Origin of the sequence: Sphingopyxis sp. UBA6723, from assembly GCF_002454115.1 — a bacterium.
Classification (GTDB): domain Bacteria; phylum Pseudomonadota; class Alphaproteobacteria; order Sphingomonadales; family Sphingomonadaceae; genus Sphingopyxis.
Window position 1 is genome coordinate 686,634 of sequence record NZ_DKIH01000013.1, and the last position, 16,966, is coordinate 703,599.

A 16,966-nucleotide genomic window follows, 5' to 3' on the forward strand; every position below is an offset into this window, starting at 1 on the left:
CCTCAGTTGACGGCAACCGGGCCGTCAGGCTCTCTCTTGGCTCGCCTCTATGCCGCCGGGCGGCGGTGCGTCAACGCCTAGCGAGCAGTTGCGAATCACTCTCATTGGATAGGGTCGGGTGCGGGATTTGGATGCACAGCTTTTCCATCGCCGTTGATAGCGGGATTGCCGGTGGCGGGCGGCGCGGGGTCCAGACTTTGGTAGCAGGCCCGCGCTTCGCTCGCCGATCCGCGGCGCAGGGGCAGGGTCAACAGCCGCACCACTTCGATCCGCTCGCCGACTGGCAGCACCAGTGTCTGTCCGACATGGACCGCGCATGACGAGCGGGTGATACGCCGCCCGTCGAGCCGGATATGCCCGGCCTCGACCACCGCCTGCGCCAGGCTGCGCGAACGCGTGAAGCGCAGGAACCACAATAGCTTGTCGAGCCGGATGCTGCCCGCGGCGCCGGGGCTCGCCATCAGTCCTTGCGGCTTTCGGCGAGCAGTGCGGCCAAACCTGCGAACGGGCTGTTGGGCGACGGGCTGCGCCGAACCGGGCGGTCGGGGCGCGGTGGGCGCGGGGCATCGGGGCGCGGCGGATGGGGCTTCGCGCGTTTGTCTTTGCCATGAGGGACCGGCGGGCGGCGGCTGTCGCCATTGGCCGCCGACCGGGCCGGTGTCGCGGCGACCTTGCGCGGCGGTTTGCGGCGCTGGCGTTTGTCGGGCTTGCGCAGACCGGACCAGCGCCAGCGTTCCAGCGCAGGGTCGCCGACGCTGCGGAACCCGAAACTGCCCAGCAGCGCGCGCCGCGTGTCGCCGTCGAGCCCCAGCGAGGTGGCGAGCGCCGGGTCGATGACGAAGCCGGGCGGGGCGGCGACCATGTCGGCGTCGTCGCCGATTGGGGTGTCCTCGTGACGATCGTCGCCGCCTGCGATCGGCGCGGTCGGCGGCGCCGCGGCCTGCATCCGCGCCGCATGGGCCTGCCGCGCCAGCTTTTCGGCCATGTCGATACGCAGCCAGCCGCTGGCGCAACGACGAAAGCCCGCGATCGTCAGCCCCGCATGACTGCCCGCTTTTTGCAGCACCGCGCCGTGCGGCGGCAGCGTCGGTATTGGCGATCCCTGCTGCGCCGCGATCAGCGCCGCGCGCCAGCGCACCGCCTCTGGCTTGAGCAATGTCGGATGGAAAATGTCGAGCGAGCCGATGGTGAAGCCCAGCTTGCGCAGCTGCGGCCGCTCGTCGGCGGCCAGCGCGTTTAGCTGATCCTCGACCGCGGCGCGGCCGATCATGCCGCTGTTGTCGGTCAGCGCGGCGAGCAGCGCGCGCACCCGCGGCGGGGTGAACAGGTCACCCGCCGCCTCGCCCATCGCGGCGAGCGGGCCGGCGTGGCGGGCCAGCTGCGCGGCGATAAAGCGGTGCAGCCGCTCGGTAATCGCCTGCACCTGGACGGGTTCGAGCCGCCGCAGCGACGGGTCGATCTGGATCGACGGCTGGACCAGCGTCGGTCCCTTGGCGAGCGTCGCGATTGCATGGCCGTGCCAGGCGAGCCGTGGCGGCGCGCCCGGTTCGGCGATCAGCGACAATGCGCTATCGTCGCCCTCGGCGAGTGCGGCGGCGCGGCGACCGAGTTCGGCGCGCAAATGCTTTTCAGCGGCGGCGAGCAGCATCCGGTGATCGCTCGCTTTGGCGACCGGATCGACCTTGAACTGAAAGCCCTTGAGCGTGCCGATCGCCTCACCATCGACCGCGACGGTGCCGTCGGGGCCGACTGCGACCGGCAGCGCGGCATGGCGCTGTCCGGCGTCGCGCAGCAGCAGTGCCAGCCGCCGATCAACGAAGCGCTGCGCCAGCGCCGCGTGCAGCGCGTCGGACAGGCGCGATTCGAGCGCCTGGGTCTGTTCGGTCCACCCCGCCGCGCCCGCGATCCAGTCGCCGCGCTGCGCGATGAAGCACAAGGTGCGCACGGCCGCGATGCGGCTCGCGAGCTGATCGATGTCGCCCTCGACATCGTTGAGCTTGGCCAGTCGCTTGGCGAACCAGTCGGGGTCGATCATTCCGTCGCCGCTGGTGCGCCATTGCCACAGCTTGAAGATCGTCCGGCTGTGATGTTCGGCGCCCAATTGTTCGAAATCGGGCAGTCCGCAAATATCCCACAGGCGCTGGACCGCGTCGAAATCGCCGCCGCGCGCGCGCACCTCCATGTCGCCCGCCAGATGCCGCAGCACCGCAATGTCGACGGCTTCGGGTGCCGGGCGCAGCGCCGGGTTCGTCGGCGGCTGCGCAAGGTCGGACAAGAGCTGGTCGAGCGAGCCGAAACCTGGCGTCGGGTTGCGCCAGAACAGGCTGGCCAGCGGCGGGAAATGATGTCCCTCGATCGCCGCCACTTCTTCCGGGGTAAAGCCGCCCTGCGGCAGGCCGACGGTGCCGAAACTCCCGTCCTGCTGATGCCGCCCGGCGCGCCCGGCGATCTGCGCCATTTCGGCGATTGTCAGGCGGCGAAGGCGCCGCCCATCGAATTTCTGCAAGCTGGCAAAGGCGACATGCTGGACATCAAGGTTCAGTCCCATGCCGATCGCGTCGGTGGCGACCAGATAATCGACCTCGCCGGCCTCGAACATCGCGACCTGCGAATTGCGCGTCTTGGGGCTGAGCGCCCCCATCACCACCGCAGCGCCGCCTGAAAACCGGCGCAGCATCTCGGCGATCGCGTAAACCTCCTCGGCGGAAAAGGCGACGATCGCCGACCGCTTGGGCAGGCGCGACAACTTCGACGACCCGGCGTAGCTCAAGGTAGAGAAACGCGGGCGGGTGACGATCTCGGCCTCCGGCACCAGTTCGCGGACCAGCCCGCGCAGGCTCGCCGACCCCAGGATCATCGTCTCCTCACGGCCGCGTGCGCGGAGCAGGCGATCGGTAAAGACATGGCCGCGCTCGGGATCGGCGCCCAGCTGCACCTCGTCGATGCCGACAAAGGCGACGTCGCGTTCGACGGGCAGCGCCTCCATCGTGCCGAGCAGATAGCGCGCCTGCGCCGGCAGGATGCGTTCCTCGCCGGTCATCAGCGCGACCTGCGCCGGTCCCTTGATCGCGACGACCCGGTCATACACTTCGCGCGCCAGCAAGCGGAGCGGGAAGCCGATCATGCCGCTCGAATGGGCGGTCAGGCGCTCGACCGCCAAATGGGTTTTGCCGGTGTTGGTGGGGCCAAGGACAGCCTTGACCGGCTGGGAAGAGGATGACGTCATGTTCTTGGCGGCCAAGCTGGCATGGCGGCGGGCGCCGCGCAACCGCCGATCGTTGAACTGCGGGGTGGTGGCTGATTTTTCATCGCAGCTTGCACAATATCCCACCCCCGCCACAACTGGCCGCAACCCTCGGCGGCGAAACCGCCATTAAATTGACTTTAACGACCTTTCTTTACAGACAGGCTTGGAAAATATCATTCGGTGGCCGGGTTTTCGGGAGGTCCATCGGGCGGGGGTTGCAATTTGTTTCAGCGTCACGAACCCATCGCGGGGATGTCCGGCAATGCGGCTGCGCTCGCGATGTCGCAGGCGATTGCGCCGCTGAAAACCGCGCATGATTCGGATGCGCTCGGCTGGCGGGACCGGCTGGCACAGCTCGATCTGGTGCCCGACCTGGGTGACAATATCGGTTCGGCCGAATGGTGGCGCGGGCTGGCGACCTTAACCCTGCTCTGCGGCACGGCAATCGCAACTTTCCCTGGAATTCAACCGCTTAACGTCGGCGGAATCCCGGCACTCGACGCGCGCGACTTCAACGAGGCACGCGCGCAGATGATCGTGCCGCTCGCGCTGGGTGGCGACACCGGGCGGCATATGGCCGCCACCGATGCCGTGCGCCCGCTGACCCAAACGCCCGAACGCCCGCAGATCGAACTCACCGCCACCCTGGGCAGCGGCGACAGCTTTGCGCGCCTGCTCGAACGCTCGGGCGTCGGTGGCGGCGAGGCGCAGGCGCTGGCGAATCAGGTGGCGAGCGCGGTGCCGCTGGCCGACATTGCGCCGGGAACACGGATCGACCTGATCCTGGGCCGCCGCGCCGCGCGCACGATGCCGCGTCCGGTCGATGCCTTGGCCATGCGCGCGCGCTTTGACCTCCGCATCGAAATGGAGCGCGAGGGCGACCGGCTGGTCATGCGGCGTATCCCGATCGCGGTCGATACCACCCCGCTGCGCATCCGCGGCCGGGTTGGCGACAGCCTGTACCGTTCGGCACGCGCCGCCGGGGCGCCGCCCGCGGCGATCCAGTCGTACTTGCGCGTCATTGGCCGCCAGATTTCGGTCGGCAGCGACATTCGCGCCAATGACGAATATGACATCATCGTCGATTACCGCCGCGCCGAAACCGGTGAGAGCGAAACCGGCAAGCTGCTCTATGCGGGGCTGATCCGCGGCGGCAAGCCCAAGCTGTCGATGCTCGAATGGAATGTCGATGGCCGCACCCAGTGGTTCGAGGCGTCGGGCGTCGGCGAACAGCGCGGCGGCATGGCGCGTCCGACGAATGGCCGCATCACCTCGACTTTCGGGATGCGCCGTCATCCGATCCTCGGCTATCGCCGGATGCACAGCGGCATCGATTTCGGCGGCGGCTATGGCGCGCCAATCTATGCGGTGACCGATGGTGTGGTCACGATTGCCGGACGTCACGGCGGCTACGGCAATTTCGTCAAGCTCAATCACGGCAACGGTCTCGGCACTGGCTATGGCCATATGAGCCGCATCGCGGTGCGCCCCGGCCAGCGCGTCAATCGCGGCCAGGTGATCGGCTATATCGGCTCGACCGGCCTGTCGACCGGCCCGCACCTCCATTACGAACTCTATCGCAACGGTCGCGCGGTGAACCCGTCGTCGGTGACCTTCGTCACCCGCGCGCTGCTGGAAGGCAAGGCGCTCGCCGATTTCCGCGCCCGCATTCGGACGCTGACCGCGGTTGCGCCGGGCGCCGCCCTGACCCCCATCGCGCCGAAACAGGTCGAGGGGCCGAAACTCGGCAGCCTTGCCGATGTCGCGTCGAAGCGCGCCTTGGGCGGGATATAGCACTGTGAGCGCCAAGCTCTAATGCCGTTCGTGTCGAGCGAAGTCGAGACACCCATCGACCTCACGCTGGGCCGATGGGTGTCTCGACTTCGCTCGACACGAACGGTGTTTGGGTCTCCCTGAGTCCGCCAATATCCATTTGCCCCGGCGCCATCCCCCGCTATGCACGCGCGATGACCCACGCCGCCTTTCCCGACCTGCGCCTCCGCCGCACCCGCCGCACCGGCTGGAGCCGCGCGATGGTCCGTGAAACGACGCTGGCGCCGTCGAACCTCATCTGGCCGCTGTTCGTGTGCGAGGGCGCGGACAGCGAAGAACCGATCGCCAGCCTGCCCGGCGTCTCGCGCTGGTCGGTCGATCGCATCGTCGATCGCGCCCGCGATGCGGTGGCGGCGGGCATCCCGTGCCTCGCGCTGTTTCCCTACACGCAGCCCGACCGGCGCAGCGCCGACGGCACCGAGGCGCTTAACCCTGAAAATCTGATGTGCCGCGCCACCGCCGCGATCAAACAGGCGCTTGGTGACGAAATCGGCGTGCTCACCGACGTCGCGCTCGATCCCTATACCAGCCACGGGCAGGACGGGCTGATCGATGATGCGGGCTATGTGCTCAATGACGAAACCGTTGATGTACTGGTCGGGCAGGCACTGAACCAGGCCCGCGCGGGCGCCGACATCATCGCGCCCAGCGACATGATGGACGGCCGCATCGCGGCGATCCGTGCCGCGCTGGAAGCCGAAAGCTTCGGCCATGTCCAGATCATGAGCTATGCCGCCAAATATGCCTCGGCCTTCTACGGCCCGTTCCGCGACGCGGTCGGCTCGCGCGGGTTGCTCAAGGGCGACAAGAAAACATACCAGATGGACCCCGCCAACGCCGAAGAGGCGCTGCGCGAAGTCGCGCAGGATCTGGCCGAGGGCGCCGACAGCGTGATGGTCAAGCCGGGGCTGCCCTATCTCGACATCGTCCGCGCGGTGAAGGATAATTTTGCGGTGCCGGTCTACGCCTATCAGGTGTCGGGCGAATATGCGATGATCGAGGCCGCGGCGGCGGTGGGCGCGGGCGACCGCGACGCGCTGGTGCTCGAAACATTGCTGGCCTTCCGCCGCGCCGGGGCGTCGGGGGTGTTGACCTATCATGCGCTGCACGCGGCGCGGCTGCTGAACGAATAATCGAATAGGGGTGGGCTTATCATGACTGCGTTACCGCGGCGCTGGCTGTTTGTGCTGACCATATTGGTCGGCAGTTTCCTGCTCTTTCAGGTTCAGCCGATGGTGGCCCGCATGGTGCTGCCCAAACTCGGCGGCGCCCCGGCGGTGTGGAACAGCGCGATGCTCGTCTATCAGGCGCTGCTGCTCGGCGGCTATGCCTATGCGCATTGGCTCGGTCGCTTCACCGTTCAGCGACAGGCGATGATCCATGTGGCGCTGTTTCTGGTCGCCGCGCTGTGGCTGCCGATCGGCATCGCGCAGATCACCCCGCCGGGGCCGGGGCAAGAGGCGCTGTGGGTGCCGCTGCTGCTGCTCGCCTCGATCGGTCCGGTATTCTTCGTCGTGTCGGCGCAGGCGCCGCTGATGCAGCGCTGGTTCGCCGCCGACGCCCGCGCGGGGGATCCCTATTATCTCTATGCGGCGTCGAACCTTGGCAGCTTTGCCGGGCTCATCAGCTATCCGGCGCTGGTCGAACCGAACCTGCCGCTCGCGGCGCAAAGCTGGGGCTGGACCGCGGGTTATGCGCTGCTCGTCCTGCTCGTGGCGGCGAGCGCCGCGGCGCGCTGGCATGGCCGGGCGGCTGATCCGGCCAGCGACGCCGCGGTCACCGACGAACCGCGCCCGACCTGGCGGCGCCAGCTTCACTGGCTGCTGATTGCGGCGGTGCCGTCGGGGCTGATGCTGTCGACGACGACCCATTTGACCACCGATATCGTCGCGATGCCGCTGCTCTGGGTGCTGCCGCTCGGCCTCTATCTGCTCAGCTTCGTCATCGCCTTTTCGACGATGAACCGGTTGACCGAGGTTTTTGTTTTCATTGCGCCGACGGTGTTGCTGACGATCGGTGGGCTGGCGCTGCTCAGTTCGGGCGGCGGGTCTTTGCTGGTCGCGCTTGCCAGTCTGGCGATGCTGTTCGTCGTTGCGACCGCGCTCCACGGCTATCTCTATCATCTGCGCCCCGCGCCGCAGCATCTGACGCTTTTCTATTTGATCATGTCCGCGGGCGGGGTGCTTGGCGGCCTGTTCGCGGCGCTGCTCGCACCGTTGCTGTTCGATTGGGTGTACGAACATCCTTTGCTCACGCTTGCGGCGGCGATGCTGCTGCCGCTGCCGGTCATCCTGCCGTGGGACAAATGGCTGAAACTGTCGGCGAGGACGGCGCGCCTGGTTGTGGGCCTGCTCGTGGCCGTCGCCGCCTTCGCCAGCCTGCGGATGGTCGACGGCTGGTCGGGCCGGCTCGATATCGACGTGGGGATGTGGGGCTTTGCTATCCTGGTGATCGGGGTGCTCGTAATCGGCTGGCGCTGGGCCTATGTCGCCGTGCTCGCCCTGCTGATGATCGGGGTCGGCGGCTGGAGCACCATTCAAGAAAGCCTGACCGGCGACCGCGTGCGCAGCTATTTCGGTGTCTACACCGTCACCGATTATCCCGCGCAGGGACAAAGACGGCTGGCGCATGGGACGACGCTGCACGGGTTGCAGCGCACCGACCCCGCACACCGCCGCGAAGCAACCACCTATTATGGTCCGCAATCGGGGGTTGGCCTGACGCTGGCAAGGGCGGAGGCGCTCGCCGGACCCGGCGCGTCGATCGGTATCGTCGGGCTGGGGGCGGGGACGCTTGCCTGTTACCGGCGTCCCGGCCAGCAATGGACCTTTTTCGAGATCGACCCGGTGATGGTCGATATCGCGCGCGACCCCAGCAAATTTACCTTTCTGTCCGATTGTGCCGACGATGCTCCCGTCGTCGTGGGCGATGCGCGGTTACAGATCGCCCAGCAGCCACCGGCGCAGTTCGATGTCGTGGTCATCGACGCCTTTTCGTCCGACGCGATCCCGCTCCATCTTTTGACCAAAGAAGCGATCGGCATCTATGCGCGGGCATTGAAACCCGACGGCATTTTGCTCATCCATATTTCGAACCGGTTTTTCGGGCTGGAACCGGTGCTGGCCGAAGAGGCGCGGGCGCGCGGGTGGACGGCGGCGATCCGGCTCGATCCCGGGCCGGCCACTGAGGGCATCGACGATCTGACCGCGTCGAACTGGATCGCGCTGACGGCGACGCCGGGGCGGATGACGCAGCTGACCGGCGGCCTGCGTCCGCGGGACAAGGCTGATGAAGACGATGCCTGGGTCGCGCTGCAATCGACCCCCGGGTTTGAACGCTGGACCGACGATTATGCCTCGACGCTGCCGGTCCTGATGTGGGGCAGCCTGATCGGAAAGCGTGACGAATGACCTATCGCGACGTCAGCATCATCAGCATCAACGGCAAGACGCCGACGATCCACCCGAGTGCGTTCATCGCGCCGGGGTGCCGGATCATCGGCGATGTGACGATCGGCCCCGACGTCAGCATCTGGTATAATTGCGTGCTGCGCGCCGATGTCAGCCGCATCGTGATCGGCGCGCGATCAAATATCCAGGACGGCAGCATCGTCCATTGCGACGGCCCGATGCCGCATCGACCCGACGGCTTTCCGACGATCATCGGCGAAGACGTGCTGATCGGCCATCTCGCGATGGTCCACGGCTGTACCCTGGCCGACCGCGCGTTCGTGGGGCTGAAGGCGACGGTGATGAACGGGTGCCGGATCGGCAGCGATGCGATGCTCGCGGCGGGCGCGCTGCTGACCGAGAACAAGGAAATTCCCGACCGTGAATTGTGGGCCGGTGCTCCCGCACGGCGGGTGCGCGACATTGACGATGCGCAGGCGGCGGGGATGCAGATGGGCGTCGCGCACTATGTGATGAACGGGCGCATGCACAAAGCGGCGGTCGAGGGCTGATCTCAAACGGCAAAAGAAAAAGGCGCCCCGGTTCCCCGGCGCGCCCATTCTCTCACCGTCGCCGGCAGCTCAGCTGAAGTTCACCATCGCATAGAGCATGGGGATCGACAGCAAGGTGTTGGTGCGCGAAAAGATCATCGCGGTCTTGGCGGCTTTCGCCTTGGTTGCATCATCGGCCTCGACGATGCCCAGCGCCTTTTTCTGGTTCGGCCAGATCACGAACCACACGTTGAACGCCATGATCAGGCCCAGCCACATGCCAACGCCGATCAGCTGGTAGGGATCCTGCAATCCCAACGCCGGCACCAGATATTTCGCATGACCCGCGATGGCGACGCCCAGCAGCACGGTGATCAACGCCGCCCAGCGGAACCAGAACAGCGCCGCGGGGGCGATATGCTTGCCGACCGCAGGCTTCAGTTCGGCCGGGATCTTCGGCATTGTCGGAATCTGAACGAAGTTGAAATAGTAAAGCAGGCCGATCCACAGCACGCCAAAAAAGGTGTGCAACCAGCGCATGACCGCATTGGCAGCGGAAACTCCGTCCTCGAAATTCTGCCCGTTCAGGCCCAGCATCAGGACGATCGAAAGCACCAGCCCGGCGCCGAGCACCGCGTGCAGATTGCCGAAAAATTTATCCATATTCATTCCCCCTCGCATATCCGGCAGGGCCGCGACCCCGAACCGATCGCGCCCGCTATGCCAGCGTCGGGGCCCGGACTCAACTTTTGTCGGTCGCCGGTTCTTCGGGAACCGCCAGCCCGTTCTTCAGCATCACCGGCACTTGGGTCAGGGTGAACAGGAACGACAGCGCGGTGATCCCCCACACCTTGACCGTCAGCCACAGGTCGAAACTCATCTGCTTTGCCTGGATCATTTCGTACATGACATGGTTGGCGATGCCGAGCGCGGCAAAGAACAGCCCCCAGTTGCGCGACAGCAGCAACCAGCCGCGGTCGGTCAAACCCTCAAGCGCCGATTGGAGCAGATATTTCAGCATCGGCTTGCCGAACCACCAGCCGCCCAGCAGCAACACCGCAAAGGCACCATAGATGATCGTCGGCTTCATCACGATAAAGCGTTCGTCGTGGAACCAGATGGTCAGCGCGCCGAACCCGATCACCAATATGCTCGACAGCCACAGCATCGGCGAAATTTTGCCCAGCTTCCACTTCGACACCGCCATCGCGATGACGATCGCCACCATGAAGGCGACTGTCCCTTTGATCGCTGCGGTCGTCGCCGCAAAGGCACCTTCGCCGCCCGATGACAGTTTATAGGCGATGAAAAAGACCAGCAACGGCCCAAAATCGATCGCGAAGTTCAGCCAGCCATGCTTGGCGGGCGGCGGGGCGGGGATCGCTTCGGGGCCGGTCGGCGGCACGTCGAGGGGGGCGGCGGTCATCTGATATTTCCTGCAATGATGGCGGCGATCTCGTCGGCGTCGAAGGGGCGAAGGTCGTCGATGGTTTCACCGATGCCGATCGCGTGGATCGGAAGGCCATGACGCTCGGCCGCCGAAACGAGCACGCCGCCGCGCGCGGTGCCGTCGAGCTTGGTCATGATGAGGCCCGTAACCCCAGCGACTTCGCGGAACACGTCGATCTGCGCCAGCGCATTCTGCCCCGTCGTCGCGTCGAGCACGAGCACGACATCGTGCGGCGCCGCGGGGTTGAGCCGCCCCAGCACGCGCTTGATCTTGGCCAGCTCGTCCATCAGCTCGCGCTTGTTCTGAAGGCGGCCCGCGGTGTCGACGATCAGCACGTCGATCCCGGTCGCAGTCGCCTGTTTGACCGCGTCGAACACGATGCCCGCGCTGTCGCCACCCTCGGGGCCCGCCATGATCGGGACGCCCAGCCGTTCGGCCCAAACCTTCAGCTGGCCGATCGCGGCGGCGCGGAACGTATCGCCCGCGACCAGCATCACGCCATAATCCTGTTCCTGGAACAGGTGCGCCAGCTTGGCGATCGTCGTGGTCTTGCCGGACCCGTTGACCCCGATCACCAAGATGACCTGCGGGCGCGGAAAGGCGTCGATGTCGAGCGGTTCGGCAACAGGCCGCAGCACCGCAGCGATTTCTTCGGCGACGATCTTGCGCAGTTCCTCGACCCCGCCCGCGACGGCATCGCGCCGTGCAGCCAGCCGCTCGCGGATACGCGCCGCCATCGCCGGACCCAGGTCGGCGGTAATCAAGGCCTCTTCGATGCGGTCGAGATCATCCTCGTCCAGCCGCGCCTTGCCGGTCAGCCCCGCCAGATTTTCGCCCAGCCGCTCCGACGTGCGCCGGAACCCGCCAAGCAGTCGTTCGCTCCAGCTTTGTCCGCTCATGCGGCAATGTCCTGTACGATGGGGGTGGCGATCATGCGGTCTCCGTCGCGTGCGGTCATCCGCACGGCGATGATGGTGCCCGGCGCGGCAGGCGCGGTCAGGCGGATGGCGGCGAAATTTTCGGCATGGCCTGTCAGCCCGTCGCGCTCGACCAGCACCGCGGCGGTGGCGCCGATCTGGCGGTCGAGCCAGTCCTGCCGCCGCCGTGCATTGGCTTCGCGCAGCGTTGCAGCGCGCTCGCGCGCAATACTGCGCCCGACTTGCGGCATACGGGCGGCGGGGGTTCCGGCGCGCGGACTGTAGGGAAAGATATGGCCGAAAATGATGTCACAATCGTCGATCAGCGCCAGCGAGTTCGCGAACATCGCATCATCCTCGGTCGGGAAGCCGGCGATCAGGTCGGCGCCGATCGCAATTTCGGGGCGTGCGGCTTTGAGCCGCGCGACAAGCGCCACGGCGTCGGCGCGGCGGTGGCGGCGCTTCATCCGCGTCAGCACCATGTCATCGCCCGCCTGGAGCGACAGGTGGACGTGCGGCATGATGCGCGCTTCCCGGGTGATCAACGCAAACAGCGCATCGTCGATGCGGTTCGGGTCGAGCGACGACAGGCGCAGCCGTTCGATCGGCAGCGCCAGCAGCGCCTCGACCAGCGCCGCCAGCGTCGTGCCGCTGTCGTCACCATAGCTCGCCAGATCGACCCCGGTCAGGATGATCTCGCGCTGGCCGCGGTCCAGCGCGGTGCGCGCGGCCGCGACCACCGCCCCGCCCGTCGCCGACCGCGCCATCCCGCGCGCCATGACGGTCGCGCAAAAGGTGCAGCTATGTGAACAGCCGGTCTGGACGCCAAGAAAAGCGCGCGCATGATCGGCGCCGGAGAGGGCGGGGCTGTAGGGCAAACTGCGCCCCTGCGAAGGCAGGGGCCCATCACCGGTACTATCGTCTTGCGATCGCCCTTCGTTTGGCGACGCGGTGGCAGGAGATGGACCCCCGCCTTCGCGGGGGAACAGGGAAGAGGATGAACGATAGCTCTCAACCAGCCCCTTCGCATCGTTGCGCACCACCCGCGCGCCCATGTCCGCGAACCGCTCGGCTTCCAGCTCCGCCGCACATCCGGTGACGACAATCTCTACCCCCGGCCGCTCGCGCAAGGCCCGCCGTACCGCCTGCCGCGCCTGCCGCACCGCCTCGTCGGTCACCGCGCAGCTGTTGAAGATGATGGTATCGCGGGCGCCCGCCTCGAGTGCCGCGGCGCGAACCGCTTCCCCCTCGGCGATATTCAGCCGGCAACCAAAATTGACGACGTCAACGCCGTCCAGCACCGCATCGCTCATCCGAACTGCGCCCAGTCGGTTTCGCCCTCATATACCCGCGTCGCCGCGCCGCTCATCACGATCGGTTCGCCCGGCGCCCAGCGGATGACCAGATCGCCGCCGGGCAGCGATATCGTCACCGGCGACTGGACCAGCCCGGCGCGGATCGCGGCGACCGCGGTGGCGCACGCGCCGGTGCCGCAGGCTTGGGTCAGCCCGACCCCGCGCTCCCAGACGCGCAGCTGCAACTGGTTCTCGCCGTCGAGGCTCGCGACATTGACGTTGACACGCTCGGGGAACAGCGGGTCGGTTTCGATCCGCGGCCCCAGCGCATCGAGCGCCACCGCATCGGCCTCGGGGACGAAAAAGACGATGTGCGGGTTGCCGACATTGACCGCGGCGCCATGCTCCAGCTCGTCCCATGCGACGGGCATGTCGCGCGTGTCCATCGGCATCGCGAGCGGGATCAGCTCCCAGTCGAACGACGGTTCGCCCAGCGTCACTTCGGCGCCGCCGTCGGCGGGGGTAACGCGCAGCATCCCGCCCAGCGTTTCGATCACCGCGGGCTGGCCGATCAGCGTCGCGACGCAGCGTGTCGCATTGCCGCACGCCTCGACCTCGCCACCATCGGCGTTGAAGATCCGCATCCGGACATCGGCCTTGCTCGACGGTTCGAGCAGGATCAGCTGGTCGCACCCGATGCCATGCCGCCGGTCGGCAATCGCATGCGCGCGCGCCGGCGTCATTTCGACCGCGCTGGCGCGCGCGTCGATGACGACAAAATCATTGCCCAGCCCATGCATCTTGGTGAAGCGATCCGCCATAGTTCGCGCATGTAAGGGGGCGGGCGTGGGAAGTCTAGCGATGCGGGGCAGGGCGTGCCCGCGGCTGGCGAACTCTCCCCTCCCTGGAAGGGAGAGGAGCAGGTTACCCAGTCTTGCGCAGCGGTTCTTGTTCTGGTGTCGGGGAGTGGCTCGGCGGCACCATCGGCGCACGCAACAAGCCGCGTTCGGCAAGCAGGCGTTCGGTGTCGGCGGCGGAGGCGGCGCGGCCGAAATACCAGCCCTGACCCTTGGCACAGCCCAGCCGCGTCAGTTCGATCGCGGTCGCTTCGTCCTCGACCCCTTCGGCGGTGATCGGCATTGCCAGGCTTTCACCCAGCCGCACGATCGCGACGACGATCGCCTGCGCATCGGGGCTGCCGCGCATCGCGGCGACAAAGCTGCGGTCGATCTTGATCCGGTCGAACGGCAGCGCACGCAGGTGCGACAGCGATGAGTAACCGGTGCCGAAATCGTCGAGGCTGAGCGACACACCCTGGTTCTTCAGGCTGGTGACGATCGAACGGACGAGCGGCAGATTTTCGAACAGCGAGCTTTCGGTAATCTCGACCTCAAGCTGGCTCGCGGGAAAACCGACCTCGACCAGCAGCTTGGTCAGCTTCTGGCTGAACCACGGATCTTTCAGTTGCTGCGGCGAGATATTGACGGCGAGCAGGATCGACGGATCCCAGCCTTTGGCGATTTCCATCGCCTGCCGGATGACCTGCAACGACAATTCGCCGATCAGCCCGCTTTCTTCTGCGACGGGGATAAAGCGTTCGGGCGGGATCAGGCCATATTCGGGCGATTCCCAGCGCATCAGCATCTCAAAGCCGACCAGCCGACCCGTCGCGATGTCAACCTGTGGTTCGAAATGCGGCACGAATTCGCCGCGCGGCATCCCTTCGCGGATGCCGGTTTCGATCTGGTTGCGCACCTGCACCGCCATTTCCATGCCGGGTTCGAACCAGCAGAAGCGGTTCCGCCCTTCATCCTTGCAATGATACATCGCGATGTCGGCCTGGCGAACCATGGTTTCCATCGTCACGCTCGCATCGTCGGCAAGCGCGATACCGAGCGATGCGCCGATGCGGATTTGCTGCGCATCATGGGCGACCGACGTTTCGAGCGCCGTGACCAGTTCGGCGGCGAGTGCGTCGATCGTGGCGCGGGCGGACGGTTCGAACGCCAGCATCGCGACAAATTCGTCGCCGCCCAGCCGCGCTTTGGTCGCATTGGGCGGCAGGATCGCCGAAATGCGTTCGGCGGCGACCTGGAGCACGCGGTCGCCGGCGGCATGGCCGTGGATGTCGTTGACGGTCTTGAAATGGTCCAGGTCGAGCAGGAACAGCGCCACGTGGCGATGGTCTGCGATGGCATCGACGATCTGCTGCTGCCCGGTCGCAAGTAACGAGCGGCGATTGAGGAAGCCGGTCAGCGGATCGGTATCGGCCAGATAGCGGGCGCGCTGTTCCGCTTCGGTGCGCTCCCGGATTTCGCGGTTCAAATCTTCGTAACGCCGCCAGCCGAACAGGATCAGCGCCACATTCAGCACCATCGCCGCCGCCAGCGCGCGGTCGGGGCCGCCACCGATACCGATCAGCGTGTTCACCACCGCCTGAAGAACGGTGCTGCCGGTGCCAACGAAAAGCAGGATTGCGGCGACGACGATGCCGCCCGCAACGATGTCGCGCTTGGCCCCGGTGCTGCGGTCCAACTGTTTGGGCGTATCTGTCATCTGGTTTTCCCCACCGTTACCCCGTAATGCCCGCAAAGCGGTGAAATTTGGGTTAAGTCGGCGCCGGTTTCGCTCGCTTGCCTTTGCGGGATGATCGGTGTATTGGCGCCCCGTTCGGCCGCATCTTGCGAACGAGCTATCGATGTCCGCGACGGAAATTATGTCCACGGATAACCGCTGGTTGGCGAGGTTTCGCTCACCGGCGTGTTTTGCGTTGCGGGCGCCGAAACAAAGGATTTGTGGCGCATGTTCGACAGTCTGAGCAATCGGCTTGGCGATGTTTTCGGGAAGCTCCGCGGTCGCGGCGCGCTGACCGAGGCCGACGTGCGCGCGGCGATGCGCGAAGTGCGAATCGCGCTGCTTGAGGCCGATGTCGCGCTGCCCGTTGTGCGCAGCTTCGTCGATCAGGTCACCGACCTTGCGATCGGCCAGAACGTCCTGCGCTCGGTCACCCCGGGGCAACAGGTGGTCAAGATCGTCAGCGACGCGCTGACCGAAATGCTCGGCTCCGAAACCGCCGAGCTCGACCTCAACGTCGCCCCGCCCGCGGTGATCATGATGGTCGGTCTGCAAGGCTCGGGTAAAACCACCACCACCGCCAAGATCGCCAAGCGGCTCAAGGAAAAAGAACGCAAAAAGGTGCTGATGGCGTCGCTCGACGTCAATCGCCCCGCCGCGCAGGAACAGCTTGCCGTCCTCGGCAGCCAGATCGACGTCGCGACGCTGCCCATCATCGCGGGGCAACAGCCGGTCGAAATCGCCCAGCGCGCGATGCAGGCCGCAAAGCTGCAGGGTTACGACGTCCTGATGCTCGACACCGCGGGCCGTCTCCACGTCGACCAGCAGTTGATGGACGAGATGCAGGCGGTGTCGCGCGCCTCGACGCCGACCGAAACCCTGCTCGTCGTCGACAGCCTGACCGGTCAGGACGCGGTGCAGGTCGCGCAGCGCTTTAGCGATCAGGTGCCGCTCACCGGCGTTGTGCTCACCCGCATGGACGGCGATGCGCGCGGCGGCGCCGCGCTGTCGATGCGTGCGGTCACTGGCAAGCCGATCAAGTTCGCGGGTACGGGCGAGAAACTCGACGGGCTCGAACTCTTCCAGCCGTCGCGCATCGCGGGCCGCATCCTCGGCATGGGCGACGTCGTCAGCCTGGTCGAGCGCGCTGCCGAAACGATCCAGGCCGACGAGGCTGAGGCGATGGCGGCGAAGATGGCCAAGGGCCAGTTCGACCTCAACGACCTCAGAACACAGCTCAACCAGATGCGCCGCATGGGCGGCCTTGGCGCCCTCGCGGGCATGATCCCCGGGATCAAAAAAGCGCAGGTCGCGATGGCGCAGGGCGGTGCCGACGACAAGATGCTGATCCATTTCGACGCGATCATGGGGTCGATGACCCCCAAGGAGCGCGCCAAGCCCGAAATCCTGACCGCGAAGCGCAAGATCCGCATCGCCAACGGGTCGGGCACCACGGTGCAACAGGTCAACAAGGTGCTGAAGATGCACCAGGAAATGGCCGGCGCGATGAAGAAGATCCGCAAGATGGGCGGGCTGAAAGGCCTCGGCGCGCTGTTCGGCAAGGGCGGCGGCATTCCCGGCATGGGCGGCGGCGGTGGCATGGGCGGAATGCCCGGCCTTGGCGGTGGTGGGTCGATCCCGCCGGAACTCGCAAATTTTATGAATAAAAAGAAGTAATTACACCCGATTTTCAGTTTCTGGTTTCAGTTT

13 protein-coding genes are annotated in these 16,966 nt (G+C 66.3%); 5 read left to right on the top strand and 8 right to left on the bottom strand.

The window, feature by feature from the left end; all coding sequences use genetic code 11:
• Positions 1–101: 101 nt before the first annotated feature.
• A complete protein-coding gene (locus B4F07_RS16540) occupies positions 102–461 on the bottom strand; it encodes an RNA-binding S4 domain-containing protein (RefSeq protein WP_293698918.1) in 360 nt (119 codons plus the stop codon).
• Positions 461–3,226, bottom strand: coding sequence for a helicase-related protein (locus B4F07_RS16545; RefSeq protein ID WP_293699390.1), 2,766 nt, complete (start codon positions 3,224–3,226; stop codon positions 461–463). The genes B4F07_RS16540 and B4F07_RS16545 overlap by 1 nt, the downstream gene beginning before the upstream one ends.
• A 273-nt stretch (positions 3,227–3,499) precedes the next feature.
• Between B4F07_RS16545 and B4F07_RS16550 the strand changes: the two genes are divergently transcribed.
• The 4 genes from B4F07_RS16550 to B4F07_RS16565 all read left to right on the top strand — a co-directional run bounded on the left by B4F07_RS16550 (position 3,500) and on the right by B4F07_RS16565 (position 9,041).
• Positions 3,500–5,041 (top strand): M23 family metallopeptidase, encoded by a 1,542-nt coding sequence (locus B4F07_RS16550; protein ID WP_293698916.1) that lies wholly within the window; start codon positions 3,500–3,502, stop codon positions 5,039–5,041.
• A 173-nt stretch (positions 5,042–5,214) separates the two neighbouring features.
• Positions 5,215–6,213 (top strand): porphobilinogen synthase, encoded by a 999-nt coding sequence (gene hemB, locus B4F07_RS16555; RefSeq protein ID WP_293698913.1) that lies wholly within the window; start codon positions 5,215–5,217, stop codon positions 6,211–6,213.
• 21 nt (positions 6,214–6,234) lie between these two features.
• Positions 6,235–8,490: a fused MFS/spermidine synthase gene (locus B4F07_RS16560; protein ID WP_293698910.1), complete on the top strand. Its 2,256-nt coding sequence runs from the start codon at positions 6,235–6,237 to the stop codon at positions 8,488–8,490.
• Entirely contained in the window at positions 8,487–9,041 is a 555-nt protein-coding gene (locus B4F07_RS16565; protein ID WP_293698907.1) for a gamma carbonic anhydrase family protein, read from the top strand. Before B4F07_RS16560 ends, B4F07_RS16565 begins: the two co-directional genes overlap by 4 nt.
• 69 nt (positions 9,042–9,110) lie before the next feature.
• Here the strand turns inward: B4F07_RS16565 and B4F07_RS16570 are convergent, their stop codons facing one another.
• The 6 genes from B4F07_RS16570 to B4F07_RS16595 all read right to left on the bottom strand — a co-directional run bounded on the left by B4F07_RS16570 (position 9,111) and on the right by B4F07_RS16595 (position 15,238).
• Entirely contained in the window at positions 9,111–9,683 is a 573-nt protein-coding gene (locus B4F07_RS16570) for a urate hydroxylase PuuD (RefSeq protein WP_293698905.1), read from the bottom strand.
• Positions 9,684–9,762: 79 nt separating this feature from the next.
• A complete protein-coding gene (locus B4F07_RS16575) occupies positions 9,763–10,446 on the bottom strand; it encodes an inner membrane-spanning protein YciB (protein WP_293698902.1) in 684 nt (227 codons plus the stop codon).
• Positions 10,443–11,369 (bottom strand): signal recognition particle-docking protein FtsY, encoded by a 927-nt coding sequence (gene ftsY, locus B4F07_RS16580; RefSeq protein ID WP_293698899.1) that lies wholly within the window; start codon positions 11,367–11,369, stop codon positions 10,443–10,445. The genes B4F07_RS16575 and ftsY overlap by 4 nt, the downstream gene beginning before the upstream one ends.
• Positions 11,366–12,700: a radical SAM protein gene (locus B4F07_RS16585; RefSeq protein ID WP_293698896.1), complete on the bottom strand. Its 1,335-nt coding sequence runs from the start codon at positions 12,698–12,700 to the stop codon at positions 11,366–11,368. The genes ftsY and B4F07_RS16585 overlap by 4 nt, the downstream gene beginning before the upstream one ends.
• Entirely contained in the window at positions 12,697–13,503 is an 807-nt protein-coding gene (dapF, locus tag B4F07_RS16590; RefSeq protein WP_293698893.1) for a diaminopimelate epimerase, read from the bottom strand. The genes B4F07_RS16585 and dapF overlap by 4 nt, the downstream gene beginning before the upstream one ends.
• Before the next feature lie 103 nt (positions 13,504–13,606).
• The gene (locus B4F07_RS16595; RefSeq protein ID WP_293698890.1) at positions 13,607–15,238 is read right to left on the bottom strand and encodes a putative bifunctional diguanylate cyclase/phosphodiesterase; all 1,632 of its coding nucleotides are present in this window, start codon (positions 15,236–15,238) and stop codon (positions 13,607–13,609) included.
• Positions 15,239–15,484: 246 nt separating this feature from the next.
• Between B4F07_RS16595 and ffh the strand changes: the two genes are divergently transcribed.
• Positions 15,485–16,933 carry a signal recognition particle protein gene (gene ffh / locus B4F07_RS16600; protein ID WP_293698888.1) on the top strand — a complete coding sequence of 483 codons (1,449 nt, stop codon included), beginning with the start codon at positions 15,485–15,487 and terminating at the stop codon, positions 16,931–16,933.
• Positions 16,934–16,966 lie beyond the last annotated feature (33 nt).